The 18,075-nt window shown below is 46.2% G+C and carries 14 protein-coding genes; all 14 read left to right on the top strand.

Translation table 11 applies throughout. From position 1 onward, the window contains the following. Nucleotides 1-309 precede the first annotated feature (309 nt). The 14 genes from QMA13_RS19500 (at nucleotide 310) to QMA13_RS19435 (ending at nucleotide 18,061) form a co-directional block, all read left to right on the top strand. Nucleotides 310-1,215 (top strand): AAA family ATPase, encoded by a 906-nt coding sequence (locus tag QMA13_RS19500; RefSeq protein WP_282935423.1) that lies wholly within the window; start codon nucleotides 310-312, stop codon nucleotides 1,213-1,215. Between the two features lie 51 nt (nucleotides 1,216-1,266). Then, nucleotides 1,267-3,189, top strand: a complete 1,923-nt coding sequence (locus tag QMA13_RS19495; RefSeq protein ID WP_282935422.1) for a nitric oxide reductase activation protein NorD — start codon at nucleotides 1,267-1,269, stop codon at nucleotides 3,187-3,189. Nucleotides 3,190-3,243: 54 nt separating this feature from the next. Further along, entirely contained in the window at nucleotides 3,244-4,422 is a 1,179-nt protein-coding gene (gene purT / locus QMA13_RS19490; RefSeq protein ID WP_282935421.1) for a formate-dependent phosphoribosylglycinamide formyltransferase, read from the top strand. Nucleotides 4,423-4,462: 40 nt separating this feature from the next. Next, nucleotides 4,463-4,951 (top strand): acyl-CoA thioesterase, encoded by a 489-nt coding sequence (locus QMA13_RS19485; RefSeq protein WP_282935420.1) that lies wholly within the window; start codon nucleotides 4,463-4,465, stop codon nucleotides 4,949-4,951. A gap of 58 nt (nucleotides 4,952-5,009) precedes the next feature. After that, nucleotides 5,010-5,798 (top strand): TIGR00266 family protein, encoded by a 789-nt coding sequence (locus QMA13_RS19480; RefSeq protein WP_282935419.1) that lies wholly within the window; start codon nucleotides 5,010-5,012, stop codon nucleotides 5,796-5,798. Nucleotides 5,799-5,846: 48 nt separating this feature from the next. Further along, complete coding sequence (locus QMA13_RS19475; RefSeq protein ID WP_282935418.1) at nucleotides 5,847-6,119, top strand: hypothetical protein; 273 nt, start codon at nucleotides 5,847-5,849, stop codon at nucleotides 6,117-6,119. Nucleotides 6,120-6,193: 74 nt separating this feature from the next. Then, nucleotides 6,194-7,903: a sensor histidine kinase gene (locus QMA13_RS19470; protein ID WP_282935417.1), complete on the top strand. Its 1,710-nt coding sequence runs from the start codon at nucleotides 6,194-6,196 to the stop codon at nucleotides 7,901-7,903. A 6-nt stretch (nucleotides 7,904-7,909) separates the two neighbouring features. Beyond that, the gene (locus QMA13_RS19465; protein ID WP_282935416.1) at nucleotides 7,910-9,439 is read left to right on the top strand and encodes a response regulator transcription factor; all 1,530 of its coding nucleotides are present in this window, start codon (nucleotides 7,910-7,912) and stop codon (nucleotides 9,437-9,439) included. Nucleotides 9,440-9,536: 97 nt separating this feature from the next. Continuing rightward, a complete protein-coding gene (locus QMA13_RS19460) occupies nucleotides 9,537-10,247 on the top strand; it encodes an ABC transporter ATP-binding protein (protein WP_282935415.1) in 711 nt (236 codons plus the stop codon). Continuing rightward, on the top strand, nucleotides 10,231-11,274 hold the full coding sequence (locus QMA13_RS19455; RefSeq protein WP_282935414.1) for an efflux RND transporter periplasmic adaptor subunit: 1,044 nt from the start codon (nucleotides 10,231-10,233) through the stop codon (nucleotides 11,272-11,274). Before QMA13_RS19460 ends, QMA13_RS19455 begins: the two co-directional genes overlap by 17 nt. A 26-nt stretch (nucleotides 11,275-11,300) precedes the next feature. Then, entirely contained in the window at nucleotides 11,301-14,219 is a 2,919-nt protein-coding gene (locus tag QMA13_RS19450) for an ABC transporter permease (protein ID WP_282943445.1), read from the top strand. 2 nt (nucleotides 14,220-14,221) lie between these two features. Then, nucleotides 14,222-15,142: an ABC transporter ATP-binding protein gene (locus tag QMA13_RS19445; RefSeq protein ID WP_282935413.1), complete on the top strand. Its 921-nt coding sequence runs from the start codon at nucleotides 14,222-14,224 to the stop codon at nucleotides 15,140-15,142. A gap of 25 nt (nucleotides 15,143-15,167) precedes the next feature. After that, a complete protein-coding gene (locus tag QMA13_RS19440) occupies nucleotides 15,168-17,249 on the top strand; it encodes a hypothetical protein (protein WP_282935412.1) in 2,082 nt (693 codons plus the stop codon). A gap of 323 nt (nucleotides 17,250-17,572) precedes the next feature. Continuing rightward, nucleotides 17,573-18,061: a metallophosphoesterase family protein gene (locus tag QMA13_RS19435; protein ID WP_282935411.1), complete on the top strand. Its 489-nt coding sequence runs from the start codon at nucleotides 17,573-17,575 to the stop codon at nucleotides 18,059-18,061. Nucleotides 18,062-18,075 lie beyond the last annotated feature (14 nt).

Below are 18,075 nucleotides of genomic sequence, written 5' to 3'. Positions count from 1 at the left end.
ATATCATCTCCTTCATATATATAGTTTAACATAAGTTACTTGATAAAAGTAAGCCTTTTTAACCAAAAGTGGCGATAAAAAACAAGTTGGGCTCTCTGAGAGCATTTATTACAGTAATCATTTACTGTTATTATACATTTTTATAAAAGAATTAGCATGCCTTCTCATGGAAAAGAGAACAACCCCTAACTAACGCCTGTCGAGTCCTTAAAAGTTTCGAATGTTTTTCTTAAGGGGTGTTGAAAATTTTCACAGGGTGAAGTATAACAACGATAGGTAATAAATGATCTTCATGAGAGGATAGATATCATGATTGTAACAGAACCGTGGTCGACCTCTAAGCTTCCGGCTCCATTATTAAAAAAAATATTGGAGCGGCGAGAGTTTCTCCGCCATTCTCTAGATGCGGAATCGCAAAGTCTCGTCGGTGAAGATGGGTACAAGCCACCGAATGAGCATTTGCTTGAAGATGCCCTCGTTTCTATGGCGCTAGGAAAAAATGTATTGTTAAAAGGGCCTACCGGTTCCGGAAAAACGCGCCTCGCTGAAACTTTGTCTTATTTGTTCGGACAGCCCGTTCACGCAGTTAATTGCTCTGTAGACTTGGACGCGGAGGGCTTAATCGGATTTAAAACGCTGGAAGTAGAGCAAGGACAATCCGTGGTGAAATTCATTCCTGGCCCTATCATTAAAGCGATGACACAGGGACATTGGCTCTATATTGACGAAGTGAATATGGCGAAACCAGAAACGCTTCCGTTGATCAATGGGGTGCTAGATCATAGAAGGACGATTACGAATCCTTTTACAGGTGAAGTGGTTCATGCGAAAGAGGGCTTTGGCGTTATCGCAGCTGTGAATATCGGTTATGTCGGTACAGTACCTATGAATGAGGCGCTTAAAAATCGTTTTGTCGTTATCGATGTGCCATATTTACAGGGAGATAAGCTTCTTGAGCTTCTAAGAGAGCGTTCCTGTTTAACAGATGGAGATTTGCTTCAACGCTTTGTCAAGCTATCTGCTGATCTTCAGGAGCAAATCAGGTCTGGGCAGCTTTCTGACGAAGCGGCATCCGTTCGTGCATTGTTGGACACCTGTGATCTGGCAGCTTATATTTCGCCGCTTCGCGCGATTCAACGGGCCATTGCAGACAAGCTCGACGATGAGAGGGAGCAGGTGCTCGTCATGAATTTAGCGGAGACCTATTTTGGATGATGCTGCTGTGGATTTACGGTCAGACAATAAGCCAGGAGGAGGAGAGCCCGAATGCGGTTTTTGGAAAATGAAGTGGATGCTTTCCTTCGCATGCAGCTGCTAGACTTGGCTAGAGCATTGTCTGGCTGGGAAGAGATGCAGCTGGAATTATCTTATTTATCTTCATACAATGGCAAGGATAAAATCATGGCAGTCAGTCAATTCTGGAGCTATTATCCTGAGCAAACAAAGCTGATGGGGATGAAGACCGATGTGTACTTGCGATCTATTGGAAGCGCATGGTTTACAGACTCCAAGGTAATAGCCGCTTATTTGGAATGGACGAAGACGTTGAAGCGTCCGCAATTAGCCAGGCAATGGCTAGCCATGTGCGAGGAAGCAAGACTGATGACGATCTGTACAAAGCATAGACCAGGGACAAAGAACAGCTTTGATATGCGTAAAAACGTCATAGGCAAGCATTTTTCAGCAAAGCGAGATAGCCATCTGAATCGTAAAGAAGCAGCTGACGCTTTGATCTGCGGCTTTGCGGCTGCCTTCAATCATGGCGATAACCAGGAGCTATGGATCCCAGAATGGCTTAAACCGGAGCATGAAGATCTTATAGTAGAGCTTTTGGACGGTTTAAGCACGCTGGAGGGCACCGCTGATGTCGCGCGGAAGTGCAGACGGGTCATTGAGCTTCTCGAGCAGTACGAGCCCTTAGAAGGCGATTCTCGAGCTCAATACTTCTCACTGCAGCTGAACAGCGGCACGGAGGATCCACTATCTTGGGAATACATAGGCGAATTGAAGCGTAAGAAGAAGCTCCATAATCATTCGGTGCTTCCTATGGATAAGAAGGAAGAGAAGGCGGAGCAGGGAGAAAGATTGCCGAATTGGCATCGAGAAACGGAAAAGCAAGATGAAAGCATGCTTCGATTCGATATTGAGCAGGGCTCCAAAACCGGTCTTATCAGCGATCACGTTAGAGAGGCGGATAGCGGAGATCAAGCTCTCGGAATCGTTCAGGGCTCATCACAAGCTGCGAGCCGCAATGAGCCGGAACCGCCCAAACCGCAGCCGCTGGAACGGCTGGATACCGGAAATGCAGGGAAAGGCGACCCCTACGGCCAATTAAACCGAAAGGCAGTCCCTGTTTACAGGGTAGCTGAGTCTCCTGATACGGAGGCCGTCGTTCAATATGAAGAGGTGCTTCGGGATATCACGCCAATGGTCAACAAGCTTAAGAAAACGATCCGTATGACGATGGAGCAGAAGAGGGTCGCGCCGCGCAGTGAGCTGCTATCAGGAAGACTAGGAAAAAAACTGGTTCGCGCCGCTTGGGAACCTCTTCCAAGGCTGTTTTATAAGAAAAATAGTCCATCGATTGAGGTCGATGCCGTTTTTTGCCTGCTCGTCGATTGCTCTGCCTCTATGTATGATAAAATGGAGCAGACGCATCGTGGAATCGCCTTATTCCATGAATCTCTTCGTTCCCTACGTGTTCCACATGAAATTATCGGTTTTTGGGAAGATGCTGATGCGGTGACGGAGAAGGAAAGCCCGAATATATTTCATGTCGTGACAGACTTTGCTCACAGCATGACTGATCATTTTGTAGGACCTAAACTACTCCAACTTCAAGCCGAGCAGGATAATAGGGATGGTTACTCAATCCGGATTGCCTCGGAGAGATTGATGAAACGATCGGAGAAGCAGAAGGTACTTCTCGTTTTCTCGGATGGAGAACCGTCCGCTTCGGATTACCACGAGGACGGTATTGTCGATACTTGCGAAGCCGTGCTGCAGGCGAGAAGGATGGGTGTCGAAGTCGTGAGCGTCTTTTTGGGAAGCGGCTTGATCAAAGATACCGAACGGGAAACCATGAGAAACATTTACGGTAGATTCAGCGTGTTAGTTCCGGATGTGACGGAAATTACGGATCAACTGGGACCGCTGCTTCGCAAATTATTGTTGAATCAACTGAAATGATCAAAAAAATTGGATGCTGATGCAAGAATTTCGTCGATGAGAGGAAGGATAACGATGTACGGATCACCTTATTCAGGACAAGCTAGAAAAATGATGCTGCTTGGCTCAGGCGAACTGGGAAAAGAAGTTGTTATCGAGGCGCAAAGACTCGGAGTGGAGACCATTGCTGTTGATCGTTATGACCATGCACCGGCTATGCAGGTTGCTCACCGTTCCTATGTGATTAATATGTTAGATGGGGCACAGCTGCGCGACCTAATTATGAAGGAAAAGCCGGATTTGATTGTTCCAGAGATTGAAGCCATTGCAACGGATGTTCTTGTGGAGCTGGAACAGGAAGGCTTCCGAGTTGTACCTACAGCAACGGCTGCTAGGCTAACGATGGACCGTGAAGGGATTCGAAGATTGGCTGCGGAAACCTTGAAGCTTCCTACTGCAAATTTCGAATTTGCTGACAGCTTGGAAGAACTGAAGGCAGCTGTTGCTAAAATCGGAACACCATGTGTTATTAAACCGATTATGAGCTCTTCAGGTAAAGGTCAAAGCGTTTGTAAGTCCTTAGACGATATTGAGACTTCCTGGAACTATGCTATGGAAGGCGGACGAGCTAAGAAAAGAAGAGTGATCGTAGAGCAGTTTATTCATTTTGAATCGGAGATCACGTTATTAACAGTCCGTTCTGTATCGGGAACCTCCTTCTGCGCTCCAATCGGTCACGTGCAAAAGGATGGGGACTATATTGAATCGTGGCAGCCGCATCAAATGAATGATGAACAGATTGCACAAGCGCAGCACATTGCCAAAACGATCACTGATGCACTTGGCGGCACAGGAATTTATGGGGTTGAGCTGTTCTTGGGTAAAGATCAGGTTTATTTCAGCGAAGTATCGCCAAGACCTCATGATACAGGCATGGTTACCATGGTTACTCAGGACTTGTCCGAGTTCGCCCTGCATGTTCGCGCGATTCTTGGTTTCCCAATCCCTACGATCCGTCTGCTGACACCAGGAGCTTCTCATACGTTAAAAGCTGCTGAAGAGCATCAGGTTTTCAGGGTTGAAGGCATTGAAGAAGCGTTAATGCTACCTAATACCCAAGTTCGTGTATTCGGCAAGCCAGAGACGAAAGTAGGCAGACGGATGGCTGTTGCGTTGAGTTCGGCTGATGATGTTGAAGAAGCTCGCCAATTGGCAGCCGAAGCAGCAGGCAAGCTGAAGCTTAATTACAACTAACTTAACGAATTCCAACTAGCCAACGTCTGGAGGAACAGCTATGAGTGAAGCAAAACCGGCAAGTATGTCAAGGGTTACAATGACAGACATTATTTTTCCATCTGATACGAACTATCACGGCACGATGTTTGGTGGTGTAGTGATGCGCTATATCGATAAGATTGCAACAATAGCCAGCATGCGTCATTCAAGGCGGGGTGTAGTCACGGCTTCGAGCGATAGTCTAGATTTCTTGGCACCTGTTAAGGTAGGAGAGGCTATCATGCTGGAAGCATTCGTATCTTGGACCCATCGTAGCTCCATGGAGGTCTACGTTAAGGTGGAGTCGGAAAATTTGTTTACCGGAGAACGTAAAACGACAGCTACTTCCTTCTTAACATTCGTCGCACTTGACGAACAAGGGAAACCGACGCCGGTACCGGCCGTTGTTCCGGAAAATGATGAGGAACGCCGCTTATTTGCAAGTGCGGAGGAACGCTATCTAGCGAGAAAAAAACGTAAGGAAGAACGCGACAAGAATCTGCAATAATGGTCCCGGTGCGCCGCCCTCTAAGGTATGGTATAGTGTTATGGGAGGGATTGCCACAATGAATGCTCATGAAATTGACTATCAAATAATGGGTTCGGAAATGCAGTATGTCGAGATTGAATTGGATCCGAGCGAAAGTGTCGTTGCAGAAGCAGGAGCCTTAATGATGATGGACGGCAGCATACGAATGCAAACCATTTTCGGCGATGGCAGTGACGAGAATAAAGGCTTTGTAGGGAAGCTCTTCGGTGCCGGGAAGCGGTTGTTAACGGGGGAAAGCCTGTTTATGACTGTGTTTACCAATCACGGATATCAGAAGGAAAAGGTTTCTTTTGCGTCGCCTTACCCTGGGCATATATTACCGATGGATTTGTCGCAGCTGGATGGCAAGCTCATTTGTCAGAAGGATTCGTTTTTATGCGCGGCCAAAGGAGTCTCTATCGGAATCGAGCTGCAGCGCAAGCTGGGCGCCGGATTTTTTGGCGGAGAAGGCTTTATCATGCAGAAGATTGAGGGAGACGGGATGGCGTTCGTCCATGCAGGCGGCGCTATATGTGAGAAAGTACTATCTCCAGGTGAAATAATTCGCGTCGATACTGGTTGTTTGGTTGCCATGACCCAAGACGTCGATTATGATATCGAATTTGTTAAGGGAATCAAAACGGCTGTCTTCGGCGGAGAAGGATTATTCTTCGCAACCCTCAAGGGACCTGGTCGTGTATGGATTCAATCTCTTCCATTCAGCCGTCTGGCAGACAGAATCGTATCGGCTTCCCGAGCCGGAGGACGTAAAGAAGAAGGCAGTATTCTCGGTGGGATAGGCAACCTACTTGACGGGAATAAGTAAAACAAGCTATTATTCAATATACATTACATATAGAGAGGTGCTGAGAGAATGGCATATCAACCACAAGTCGTCGATGCCAAAATTGTCAGCAACAACCCGAAAAACGGATTGTTTGAAATTGTGGTCAATTTGAAGGATCGTACATCCTGCCGTCTTATTTTTGAGAAGGACGCAGCTACAGGGGAAGCTTTTGTAACTCATGTTAACCGTTTGTTAAAAGAGCCTTGCCCAATTTGCCGCAAAGACTTTTTGTGCAATTGCATGATGAGCTACAAGGATACACTATCTGCGCAAGCGCTACAGCTGGCAGGTACTCCGTAACTTAGACTAAACCCGTGGGCTACAGGCTCATGGGTTTTTTTCCAAATTTAAGTACTACCGGGTGAGGATCGAGCATGCTTCGAATTTTAGTGTATATCATGGTCACATGCTGCTTGTTCGTGGCAGGTACGGTGATGCTTTACTCGTATTACTTCTCAACAAATCAAAGGACGGAGATGTCGAGCCAGGTCAGCTTGCTTCACGAACAGACATTACAGAGACTGAAGCAGACGTTCAATCAAATCGATGGTATGGCTCGGAATGTCGGGAATGATAATGTGCTGCAGAGGATGACGGAGGGAGCAATTGCTCGTGACTCGGTGGAAGAACGCGCCCTTCGGGAATATGCCGACCAAGTGATTAAACAACAGACCTCTCAGCTTCCTTATATAACGGATATGTGCTTAACGTTGAACGACAATCGGTTCATACTGTGCACGAACTCGGACGCCGCTTCACCCATGCTTGAATCACAACGTCTGCCGCTACAAAAGCAGGACCGGATGATTGTAAAAAGAGACATGGAAGAAGATAGCGCAAGCTCATCTCAGGTCATCTTTATGGCACCATTAGTGGACCGTAAATCCAATGTGGTTAAAGGGTCTATACAAATGATGGTTGCTATGGATGCGATCATGAAAGATGTGTACGGGAAATGGCCTTTACTTCGAAATGAACTCATGGATTCCGAGGGGACAGTCATATACGGGAGAAAGGCATCCAGTCAAAAGGGGGATGTCAAGGAGCCTGAGTGGAAAACGGCCGAAGCTTCACAGCTCCTCTGGAAGGATGACTCGATATGGTCGCAGCTTAAAGTGGAGCTGCCTGGAACGGTATGGATCTCGAGGATTGAAGCTCAGCAAAGTGTTAATAAAGCGCAGGGACTAGCTGTGCGTCAAACGCTGTTGTTCGTTGTTCTTATGCTGCTGATCGCCGCTGTTCTAAGCGCTTTCTTATTTAGATATTACTTTACAAGACCGATGCAGCAATTGCGCGCTTTGATGAAAAGAGCGGAGCTAGGGGATTTTAAAGCCTATTGGGTGAGAAGGAGCAGCCGTGAATGGAGCGAGCTTGGGGAGAGCTACAATCAAATGCTGAACCGGCTGGAAGAGCTTATTAAGCAGGTAAAAAGGGAAGAATCGCTGAAAAAGGAAGCGGAAATGGAAGCGCTGCAATACCAATTAAATCCACATTTTTTGTATAATACTCTGAATACAATTAAATGGGTAGCGAAGATGCATCGGACGCCTCAAATTGCGGAAGTCGTTACTTCACTGGTTCGTTTATTACAAGCAAGCTTAGGGAAAAAGGGAGACTTCATTACGATTCGAGAGGAAGTCGGCCTGATCCATGATTATATGGAGATTCAGTCATTCCGATATGGAGAACAGGTACGTCTTCAATGTGAAGTGGACCCGATGGCCAATAACTGCCTTGTTCCACGAATGATCCTACAGCCCCTTATCGAAAATGCCATCATTCATGGTATCGAGCCTGGGAAGCAGGAAGGGCTAATTAGGATTCGGATATGGTTGGATGTACCCCGCGACATCTTGTACTGCCAGGTCGAGGATGACGGGGTTGGTATGGATCCAAGAAGCCAGGATGGCGATTCCTCAACAACAGCCATGCGTGAGCGGATGAGTGGCATCGGACTCAGGCATATTCGTGAGAAAATAAAGCTGTATTATGGCGATGGATACAGTATGCATATCAACAGCAAGCCCAAACAAGGTACAACTATAAGATTAACTATGCCCGTGCATCAAAGCGAGGTAGGATAAATAGTGATGAAAGTTCTAATTGTGGATGATGAGCCGATTGTCCGAAAAGTTCTTAAAACGATGATTTGCTGGGAGGACTATGGGCTTCAATGGGGCGGCGAAGCTTATGATGGCTTGGACGCATGGGAAATCCTGCAGAGAGAGCCTATCGATCTGATCGTAACCGATATTTTGATGCCTAGAATGGATGGCCTGGAGTTGGTCAAACGTCTACGGCAGGCTAACGCGGATGCAGCAGTAGTAGTGCTTAGCTGCTTGGACGATTTTTCTTATGTAAAAGAAGCCATGAAGCAAGGTGCGCATGACTACATATTAAAGCCGACGATGGAGCCTGAGCAGTTGGCTGAAATTCTGGTTGAAGCGAAGGAAGCTCTAATGGCGCAGCGTAAGGAGAATGAACATCGGGAACAATTGCAACGCCAGGTTCAACTGTCTCAGCAAGCTCAGTGGGGAATGAGGCTGCAAAAGGTTTGGATTAGTGGACAGTGGGATGCTGATTTGGAGCAAGAATGGTTTCAAGCCGAAAGAGTCCTTTCCAGCTGTATGATCCAATTTACAATGGATTCACATTTGTCGGTATTGGGCTGGCAATGGCCAGATGCATTGGCCTATGTTAGCTTGAACGAGCAGCGGACTTTGTTGATCTATGAGCATAATGGAACCAACAGGGCAGAGCAAGTAGAAGATACGCTGACTGAACAGTTCAGCTTGGGTCGTGAGAGCTTTTGTGTAACTGAAATCAAGGATATTCATAACGAGGAGCAATTGCTTGAGCTTATTCAGCAGCACGAACTGGTCAGGCACGGTCTTTTCTATGAAGGAAATTCCTCGGGTTTGTCACGATGGTCTACCATCGATCCGAGTTCGCTTGAACGGAACGGTATGCTTCCTGTAGAAGAAAAGCAAAATCTTCTACGAGCGATTTCCGGCATGAACGAAGAGGCGATGAACTACTGGTCAAAGCAAATTGCAGCTCAACTCGAACAAAATCGTCCCTCTGTGGATCAAACGTACAGCTTCATATATGAGCTACTAGGATTGGCGGCAGCGTTTGCTCGACAGCAAACGGATGCTGAACTCGAACAATTCGAACGGCAATACGTTTCGTCGTCCTCTGTACAATCTTGTTTAGATATGCAATCATTAGGTGCATGGTTTATCGATGCTGTATCAGAACTAGCGAATTTGCTGCATTCCAACGGGCAGTTGACCTCTCGCAATCCGTTTGTTCAGAAAGCAATGAGCTTTATGCGACAGCAGTATCATTTGCAGATCAGTACTTCGGATATTGCCGAACACGTCAAATTAAGCCGCAGCTACCTGAGTGATTTGTATAGTAAGGAGACGGGGGAATCATTAATTGAAACCTTAACCAATATCCGCATTCAGGAGGCCAAGCGTCTGCTGCGCCAGAGCGAGCAAAAAGTGTATGAGATCGCGGAAGCTGTTGGTTTTATCGATCCTAAAACTTTCGCCAAAACATTTAAGAAAATTGTCGGATGTTCACCTAAAGAGTATGAAGAACAGAACAAATAGACACCAATTCCTAACAAATTGGTGTCTATTTTTATTGTCTGGAAAAGTTTACATTTATTATAGAGAACGCTTTCATTAAAGGGGTGACGAAATTTTCATGAATTTTCCGTTAATCAAGCATGAGCCGGGTGAGCCGATCATTCAGGCAGTTAGCGTCACGAGATCGTTCGGTAAGGGGACTGCAGCCGTTCACGCACTTCGCGGAGCTAATCTGAGCATCCCGTCAGGGCGCCTTGTTGCTTTAAGAGGTCGTTCCGGTTCTGGTAAGACAACACTTTTAAACATGCTTGGGGCGTTGGATCGTCCGACAGAAGGCGCCATTTATTTTATGGGGCAGGATGTCACCGTCATGTCGGATAAAAAGCGGAATGAGCTTCGACGAACTCAGTTGGGACTCATCTTTCAGTCGTTTGCGCTGGTTCCTTACATGTCTGCTTATGAAAATGTCGAATTTGGTTTGCGCATAGCAGGCGTGTCATCCTCCAAGCACAGGGAGTACTCTGAACAGGCGCTTGAATTCGTCGGCTTGAAGTCCAGGATGAAGCACCGTCCTTATGAGATGTCAGGAGGAGAGCAGCAGCGGGTGGCGATTGCTAGAGCCATTGCACATAGACCCAGGCTGCTATTAGCGGATGAACCGACAGCGGAATTGGATAGCCGGATGGGTTTGCAAGTCATGAAAGTATTTAAGGATTTGGTTCAACTCGAAGGAATGACCATTATTTTAACTACTCACGATCCGGCAATTATGGAAATTGTCGATCAAGTGTATGCATTGGAGGATGGACACATTGTGGAAGAAAGCTAACAACCGCCCGAGCTCTGTATTCATCGCAATTCTGGCGGCATCCGTACTTGCTGCATTACCGGGATGCAGTTTGCTTCCAAAGGAAGAGCAAGCGCTTCAACCCCCGTTAGTAAAGCCGGTTAAAGAAAATTTTGAGCTGTATGAGGTCAAACGCGGAAATATTAAGAAGCAGGTGAGCGGTGTTGGAACGTTTGCTTCTGATAAGCTGCAGTATCTGTACTATCCGGAATCCGGCGGAAGGCTGAATGCAATCAATGTCTCGCTAGGATCCAATGTGGCTAAGGGAGATGTCGTAGCGCAGCTGGAGAAAGGCGAAGTCGAAGGGAAAATACGTCAGCAGGAGCTTGTGGTGGAGAAGGCACAAATTGCCCTTGAACAAGCCAAGGATGAGAAGCGGGGCGACGCTCTGACTATACGCTCCAAGGTGCTTGACGTACAAAAAGAACAAATTCAGCTGGACATGCTCAGGCAGCAATTGAGCCGGACGAAGCTGGTTTCGGACGTGGACGGAATAGTTACGTTCATTGATACAATTAAGCAGGGCGATGCAGTGACGGCTTACAAAACCCTTTTGACGGTCTCCGATCCCAAATCGATGAAGCTTGCTTACGAATCGTCGAACTCAGCCGATTTAACCGGCATTCAGGTAGGCATGGTTGCCGACTTGAAAATTAAAAATAAGCCGCTCACAGGCAAAGTGGTTCAAATCCCTGCGACTGCACCTCAGTCCGATGTGAAAGCGATTGCAGATAAAAATGCCAAGTCTATTATCATCGTACCGGATGAGCTTCCAGCAGAAGTTACGATCGGAACGAACGCGGATATTACGATTGTTACGGAAAGCAGAGATAACGTGTTGATTATTCCTAAAGTAGGATTGCGCTCTTACATGGGCCGCGACTATGTACAAGTGCTCGAGGGCGAAAGCCGTAAGGAAGTCGATGTAGAAAAAGGGATCGTGTCTGCCACGGAGGTCGAAATCCGTAAAGGATTGAAAGAAGGACAAAAGGTGATTTTAAACAATTGAGGTGACGCTTGGTGGCAATCATTGTGATGATCATGCGAAAGATGGTCAAAAACAAATGGCTAGAACTCAGCCTGCTGCTGGGCTTGATCATCTCGGTCGGGCTTGTTAGCAGCATGCCTATTTATACAAACGCGATTTTACAGCGTCTATTGATCAAAGATTTGGAGCTTTTACAGGACGGAAGCCAGCAGTATCCAGGTATATTCTGGACGTCGGTGTTTTTGACAGGGGATATGACGCCTGAGCAATCTAAGCAGGCTATTCAAGAAGCGGACGATTACATGGTAAAGACCGCACAGCCACGGTTCAAGCTTCCGATAAAGTCTTATGTGACGGAAAGAGCTACCGACAAATACAATATGGTGCCGACCAATGCGGATAAGATAGATAGCTCCGTTAAACGGATGGCGGACATCACATCGCTTAGCAGCCTCGAAGATCACGTTAGGATGATAGACGGTAAATTCCCTTCAGCTGAGCCTGTTAACGGTGTTATCGAAGTAGCGGTTGTTGACCAAACATTAACGAATTTGAAGATGGTTGTTGGTCAGGAGTATACGATTGAAGATGAATCGGTTACAGGAAAATTCACATTCAAAATCGTAGGAGTAATTGATCGCAAGTCATACGATGATGTGTACTGGTACAATGCTTTATCCAGCTATAATTCGAGTTTGTTAGTTGCCTATCCATGGTTTGAGAAGAATGTAACCCAGGAAAGGCAGCTTATGCTTCGCTCCAGCATTTGGTATACCGCGGTAGACTATAACCAGATGAAACTGGACTCCATTAATCGGTTTATTACGACATATTCGCATACGGAAGATTTTCTGAGCGAGAGGTTTCCGAATTATTCAATGAAAGCACCAGCATTGCAAACGATGAGCACTTACTTTGTGAAAGAAGATAAACTTCGAACAATGCTATGGTCTTTGAACGTACCCGTAATGATTATGCTGGCCTATTATTTATTTATGGTTTCGAATCTGATTACGGATCGCCAGAAAACGGAAATCGCTGTATTGCGCAGCCGTGGGGCTAGCCGCCTTCAAATTATTATGAGCTATGTTGTGGAAGGACTGCTCCTCGGTGGAATTGCTATTCTCGTAGGTCCATTTTGCGGATTAATGCTGACGAGGATGCTTGGGGCTTCGAACGGATTTTTAGAATTCGTACAGCGCGCTGCTCTGGATGTTCAGTTGAATAACGAAGCCTTTCAATATGGTTTGATTGCAGTATTATGCTCTCTAGTTATGACTATTCTTCCAGTGCTTTTTGCAACTAGAACGAGCATTGTCGGTCACAAGCAGCAAATGGCTCGGCAAACGAAGCTTTCTTTTTGGCATAAATATTTTGTCGATGTCGTTCTGTTGGGTGTATCGCTCTATGGTTTACAAACGTTTAAGAGACGGATGTCCGATATGCAGGCCTTAGGTCTCGAAGCAAGCGATTTGCAAATGGACCCGCTTCTGTTCCTTGTTCCTGCTTTGTTTATTCTGGGCTTAAGCTTCTTGCTGCTTCGAATTTATCCTTGGATCATTCGATTAATTTACCAGGCTGGACGTCGCTGGTGGTCTCCTTCCTTGTACTCGACCTTGCTGCAAGTCGGCAGATCCATTACGCAGTATCAGGCTATTATGGTTTTCTTAAGCGTGACGCTAGCAACAGGATTGTTCAGTGCGAGTGCCGCCCGTACCATTAACAAGAACACTGGTGAAAAGATTATGTACGGCAACGGAGCCGACATATCGATGCAAATTAAATGGGAAGATGACGCTCCTCCACCTGGGATGGACATGGAAGATTCTGCGAGCTCTGATGATAGTGATAGCACCTCGGCAGCTGCGCCCGTTGTGCCGGTTGTTAAGAAAAAGGTGCAATATTCCGAGCCGCCTTTTTTACCAATGACTCAGCTTCCTGGTGTTGATCAGGCAGCTAAAGTGTTTACTAAGAAGGAAGCCAACTTTACGATAGGCAAGGAAAAGGGAAATGCAACTTTGATGGGCATCGATACGGACGACTTTGGACGTACCGCATGGCTTCGCAATGGACTGCTTGATCACTCCTTTAATGACTATTTAAACCTATTGGCATCTAATCCTTCTGCTGTCTTAATATCACGAACGCTTGCGGATCAGTTTAACCTGAAAGTAGGGGACCACATCTACGTGGGCTGGAATGGTGTAGAGAATACGATGTTTAACGTATTTGGCATCGTGGACTATTGGCCATCCTGGAATCCGAATCCTAAATATGCGGATAAGAATACCGCTGCAAGCAGTGGAACCGGAGCCAATGCGAAAGCAAAGAAAGTATTAGCTCCGATGTTGATCGTAGGGCACTTGTCATATATTCAGAATAATATGGCACTGGAGCCTTATGACGTTTGGCTGAAGCTGAAGCCGTCGGCTTCAAGTCAGGAGCTGTATGATGCTTTGGAAGAGAAGAACATTCCAGTAACGAAGATGAGTGACGCCAAGCAAGAGCTCATTCGTTCGAAGAACGATCCATTCCAGTTAGCCATCAATGGCGTGATGACGTTAGGGTTCATTATTTCCATTGTTATCAGCTTCTGCGGGTTCTTACTATATTGGATATTATCTCTATCCAGCAGGGTGCTCCAGTTAGGGATATTAAGAGCTATGGGGATATCGTTCCGGCAATTAATCTTTATGCTGATCGGCGAGCAGCTCCTCACCTCCGGGGCCGCAATAGGGATCGGTTTATTAACCGGGGGGCTCACCAGCAGATTTTTCGTTCCGATGTTCCAATTGTCCCTGCAATCGACGAGTCAAGTGCCGCCGTTCCAAGTTACGTTTGACCCACGGGATGAGCTTCAGTTGTATATTATTGTGAGCATTATGTTGGTCATTGGTCTGTTCATTCTAGGAACAATGCTATCTAGAATCAAAATACATCAAGCTGTGAAGCTCGGGGAGGACTAACGATGATTCATTGTGATAACCTCGTCAAAATATATAAAGTAGTGGATCTGGAAGTTGTGGCTCTGCAAGGGCTAGACCTTCACGTTGAGCCAGGTGAGCTTATGGCCATTATCGGAAACAGCGGCAGCGGTAAATCGACACTGCTTAATATGCTGGGGGGGTTGGATCGCCCCTCCGCAGGGCAGCTGTTGGTAGACGGCAAAGATCTGTTGAAATTTACCGAGAAGGATCTTGTCAAATATAAACGGGAAACCGTCGGATTCGTCTGGCAAAATAATGCGAGGAACTTGATCCCTTATTTAACCGCCCTTGAAAATGTGGAGCTTCCGATTCTTCTCCAAGGAAAACGAAAACGGGAGAGAGCCTTGGAGCTGCTTGAGGCGGTGGGGTTGAGTCATCGCATCAAAAATCGCTTGAATCAGCTTTCAGGTGGGGAGCAGCAGCGGGTTGCGATTGCGATTGCGTTAGCCAACAATCCGAAAATGCTGCTTGCCGATGAACCAACAGGGTCCGTAGACACCAAGATGGCGAATCAAATACTCGATTTGTTCCGTGACTTGAATCGGAGAATGGGACTGACGGTCGTTATTGTTACCCATGACCCGTTGCTAGCTAAGAAAGTCGATCGTGTCGTTGCGATTCGCGATGGGAAAACCTCATCCGAAATTATTCGACGGAAATCCTATGCGGACGAAATGGCGGAGCTGGAGCAGGGTATGCAAGCTGAAGAAGAAGATTCACATGTAGAATATGCCGTTCTGGATAGATCCGGTCGTTTGCAAATTCCTGGAGATATGCTGCAATCTATCGGTATTCAATCATCTAACAAGGTCAGGGTCCAGGTGGAGGATGGTCGTATTGTTCTGCTGCCTCCTGAGCAAGAGAAAGGGGAAAAGGTACATGAAATTGTCGGCAAAAAGTAGAATCTTGTTACTTTTAATAGCAACAATGACAGCAACGCTCGGAGCCGTTCCAAATCAAGTCATATTAGCGCAAGGAGAGAGCTACAAGAAGGATGAGATCGATGAGTCGATGCGCTTATCCTCTGTTTCTATAGCACCGCACAGTAAAATCGAACTAAAAAATGCAACAGTCATGCCAACCGATAACGGCAATATGTTGTTTTTCACACTGACCGTAACTAACGGAGAGAATACTACGATTTCTTTCTTGGATTATTGGGTCAAGGTATACAATAAATCGGGTGCGGAGTTTACTCCGGACCTGCTTCCTCTGGATAAGCAGAAAAAAGATATTCCAGCTGGTCAGCAGGTGGATTATACCTTTTATGCCCCAGTAAATGACGCAACTTTGCTTCAGGACTTATGGTTCCGTATTACCCGCTGGGATTATAACAGTGCAGATCTGGAGAAGGCTATCGGTGATATCCGGTTCCCTGAACAAGCATCCGATGTATTTGCTCCAGAAGCAGGGAATAAGATAGTGCAGATCGGCAATGTGCCCGTATCGATGGAAATAACCAAATGGAGCGCACTTCAGAACGATGCTTACATTACACCGAAGCTTACGTTGAAAGTAACGAACAAAGGACAGGCTAGTACCAAACTGACAGGCTATCAATATGCGCTCAAAGCATCCAATGGAGCTATGTATCCGCTGGAGATCACAGTTAACGGAGATAAGCAGCAGCTGCAGCCCGATGTACCTTTAGATCTTCAATTGAAAGCATCTCAGCTTCCAGCCTCAGCTATTGGGGAGCGTTGGGACGTAGTGATTTCACAATCCATTACGGTTACAAGTGACTTGAAGCTGAACGTACCAGTTACTACGCTTAAAGTATCAACAGAGCAGCAAACCTCGCCAGCGTTAGGCTCCGTAGTCGAGTACGCCAATAAAGACGGAGTATATCAGCTGAAGGTAGAGAAGCTCGATCGCTTGCCTTGGGATGATCAGGATGTTTTAAGCGCGGATCTATCGATCTCTCATAATCAAGCTGATGCGCTTCCTTTTCCAGACATAAAGGCTTACTATGAGCTGGACGGCGGAGTAAAAGTAGAAGCTAAAGCGGTTAAAACAGATAGAGCTGTCGGTGTTCCTCCAGGACAAACCGTTCATTTTCAGCTTGTTGGTAAAATTCCTTATACCTATCCATTTGCAGCAACGAAGCTGGTTTTACAAGATAAATTAAGCGATAGCGCGGCAGAAGATATGGCCCAGTTCATGCTTCCGCCTACCGAGATTAAGCTTCCTTTAGTTGCGTTCGGGGAACAGCAATCGATAACTGGAGCTGGCAGAAGTACACAGTATGCGCCACGTGAAATTAATACTTACACCGATGGCAAAAGTGATTTGTTAGAGGTTCAGCTTGAAGTATCGAATCAAGAGAAGCGTTCGAATGCCGTTCCGAGGCTGACCGCTTTCTTAAAAACGCCAGACGATGCTTTGTATCCGACAAAAATTCGTGAAGTGAAGCAAAAATTGAATCCGCAAGGAAAAGCGTTGGTCTCTTTCGCAGCGAAACTACCTAAGGGGTTTGATACGAAAGGCTTGCGGTTAGTGGTAGGTGAATCTGTAACAGAACAGAGACTCAGTCTAACCGATGATAAGGCCGATGCGTATATTAATGCCGTTGAAATGGAGCTCCCTGTCGAAAAACCAGCTGTGAGTACAGGGTTAAAAGATGTTGCGTTTGACCAGTACTCCATTTCTTTGAGCAAGATGAGCACTTGGTTGGATAGCACGCAATTGCGCGTCAATTTCCAATACGACTTGAAGAAAGATAGTTTTTTTGAAACAAATAATGATGGAAGTAAGCTGATCATCCAGTTTGCAGATATGAACGGCAATATGACCTATGAACAAAAGTATTATTTGGAATCGGCGCCCGACAAGGATGACGTCCGAATGGAGCTAGGAGAGCATAATTATAAAATGACGATTAAAGATAGTGATTTATTAGGCAAAATCCAATCGTTAAAACAATATAAGCTTTCGATCTTCCATGAATTCCAAGGTATGCGTAAGCTGCTTGCGTCGCAAACGATGGATTGGTTCGCTATTACGGATTAAGGACATGCATTAAAGTAGAGCACACTTTGGGGTGTTGAGCCTGTCGTGAAATTTGTTGCTTCGAGAAATATGCTTTATAGGTAGGTGGGGTATGCCTCGGAGGAGTTTACGTCCGCCTTTGAAATCCGTGAAAATACAACTAATTCTAATCAAATTCACGGGTTTCAACAGCGGCTGGAGGGGCATACCCCACTGGAGTATAATGCAATATTTCAAGTTTTACAGGCTTCTCGACACGCTGGCACCCTTTGGGGTGCTTTTTTCTTTTATGCAAGTTATGGTAGAATGGAGGAATGAGCGACACATGAAAGGGGGGAAACGGGATGCGCATTGGCGTTGTTTCCGATACGCACATGTTCGGCCGTGCCAAGCAGCTGCCACAGACCTTATTAGAGGGGCTGAAGGGAGTAGATCTGATCCTACATGCCGGAGATTGGATTGACCCCAGAGTTGTTGGTTTATTTGAAGAAATTGCTCCAACAGATGGGGTAGCGGGGAACAATGACGGGATGGATATCATCGAAAGATTTGGCCGCCAGAAGGTGCTGAATTTATCTGGTTATAGAATCGGTATAGTTCATGGGGACGGCGGACGTAAGTCGACACTGGATCGTGCCGTGGATATGTTCCGCGACATGAGTGTGGATGTCATCGTATTCGGGCATTCCCATGTTCCTTATCGTGGTATGCACAACGGAATGCTATTGTTTAATCCCGGCTCTCCTACGGATAAACGGCGCCAGCCGCAGTATTCTTACGGCATCATGGAGTTAGGCTCAACGATAGAAGCAGCTTTGTACTTTTACGATTAATTTGTTTGCAACCA

Source organism: Paenibacillus sp. RC67 (assembly GCF_030020805.1).
In the GTDB taxonomy this organism is placed as follows: domain Bacteria; phylum Bacillota; class Bacilli; order Paenibacillales; family NBRC-103111; genus Paenibacillus_S.
Note: the sequence above shows the minus strand (reverse complement) of the source record. Positions and strands in the feature narration are given on the sequence as shown.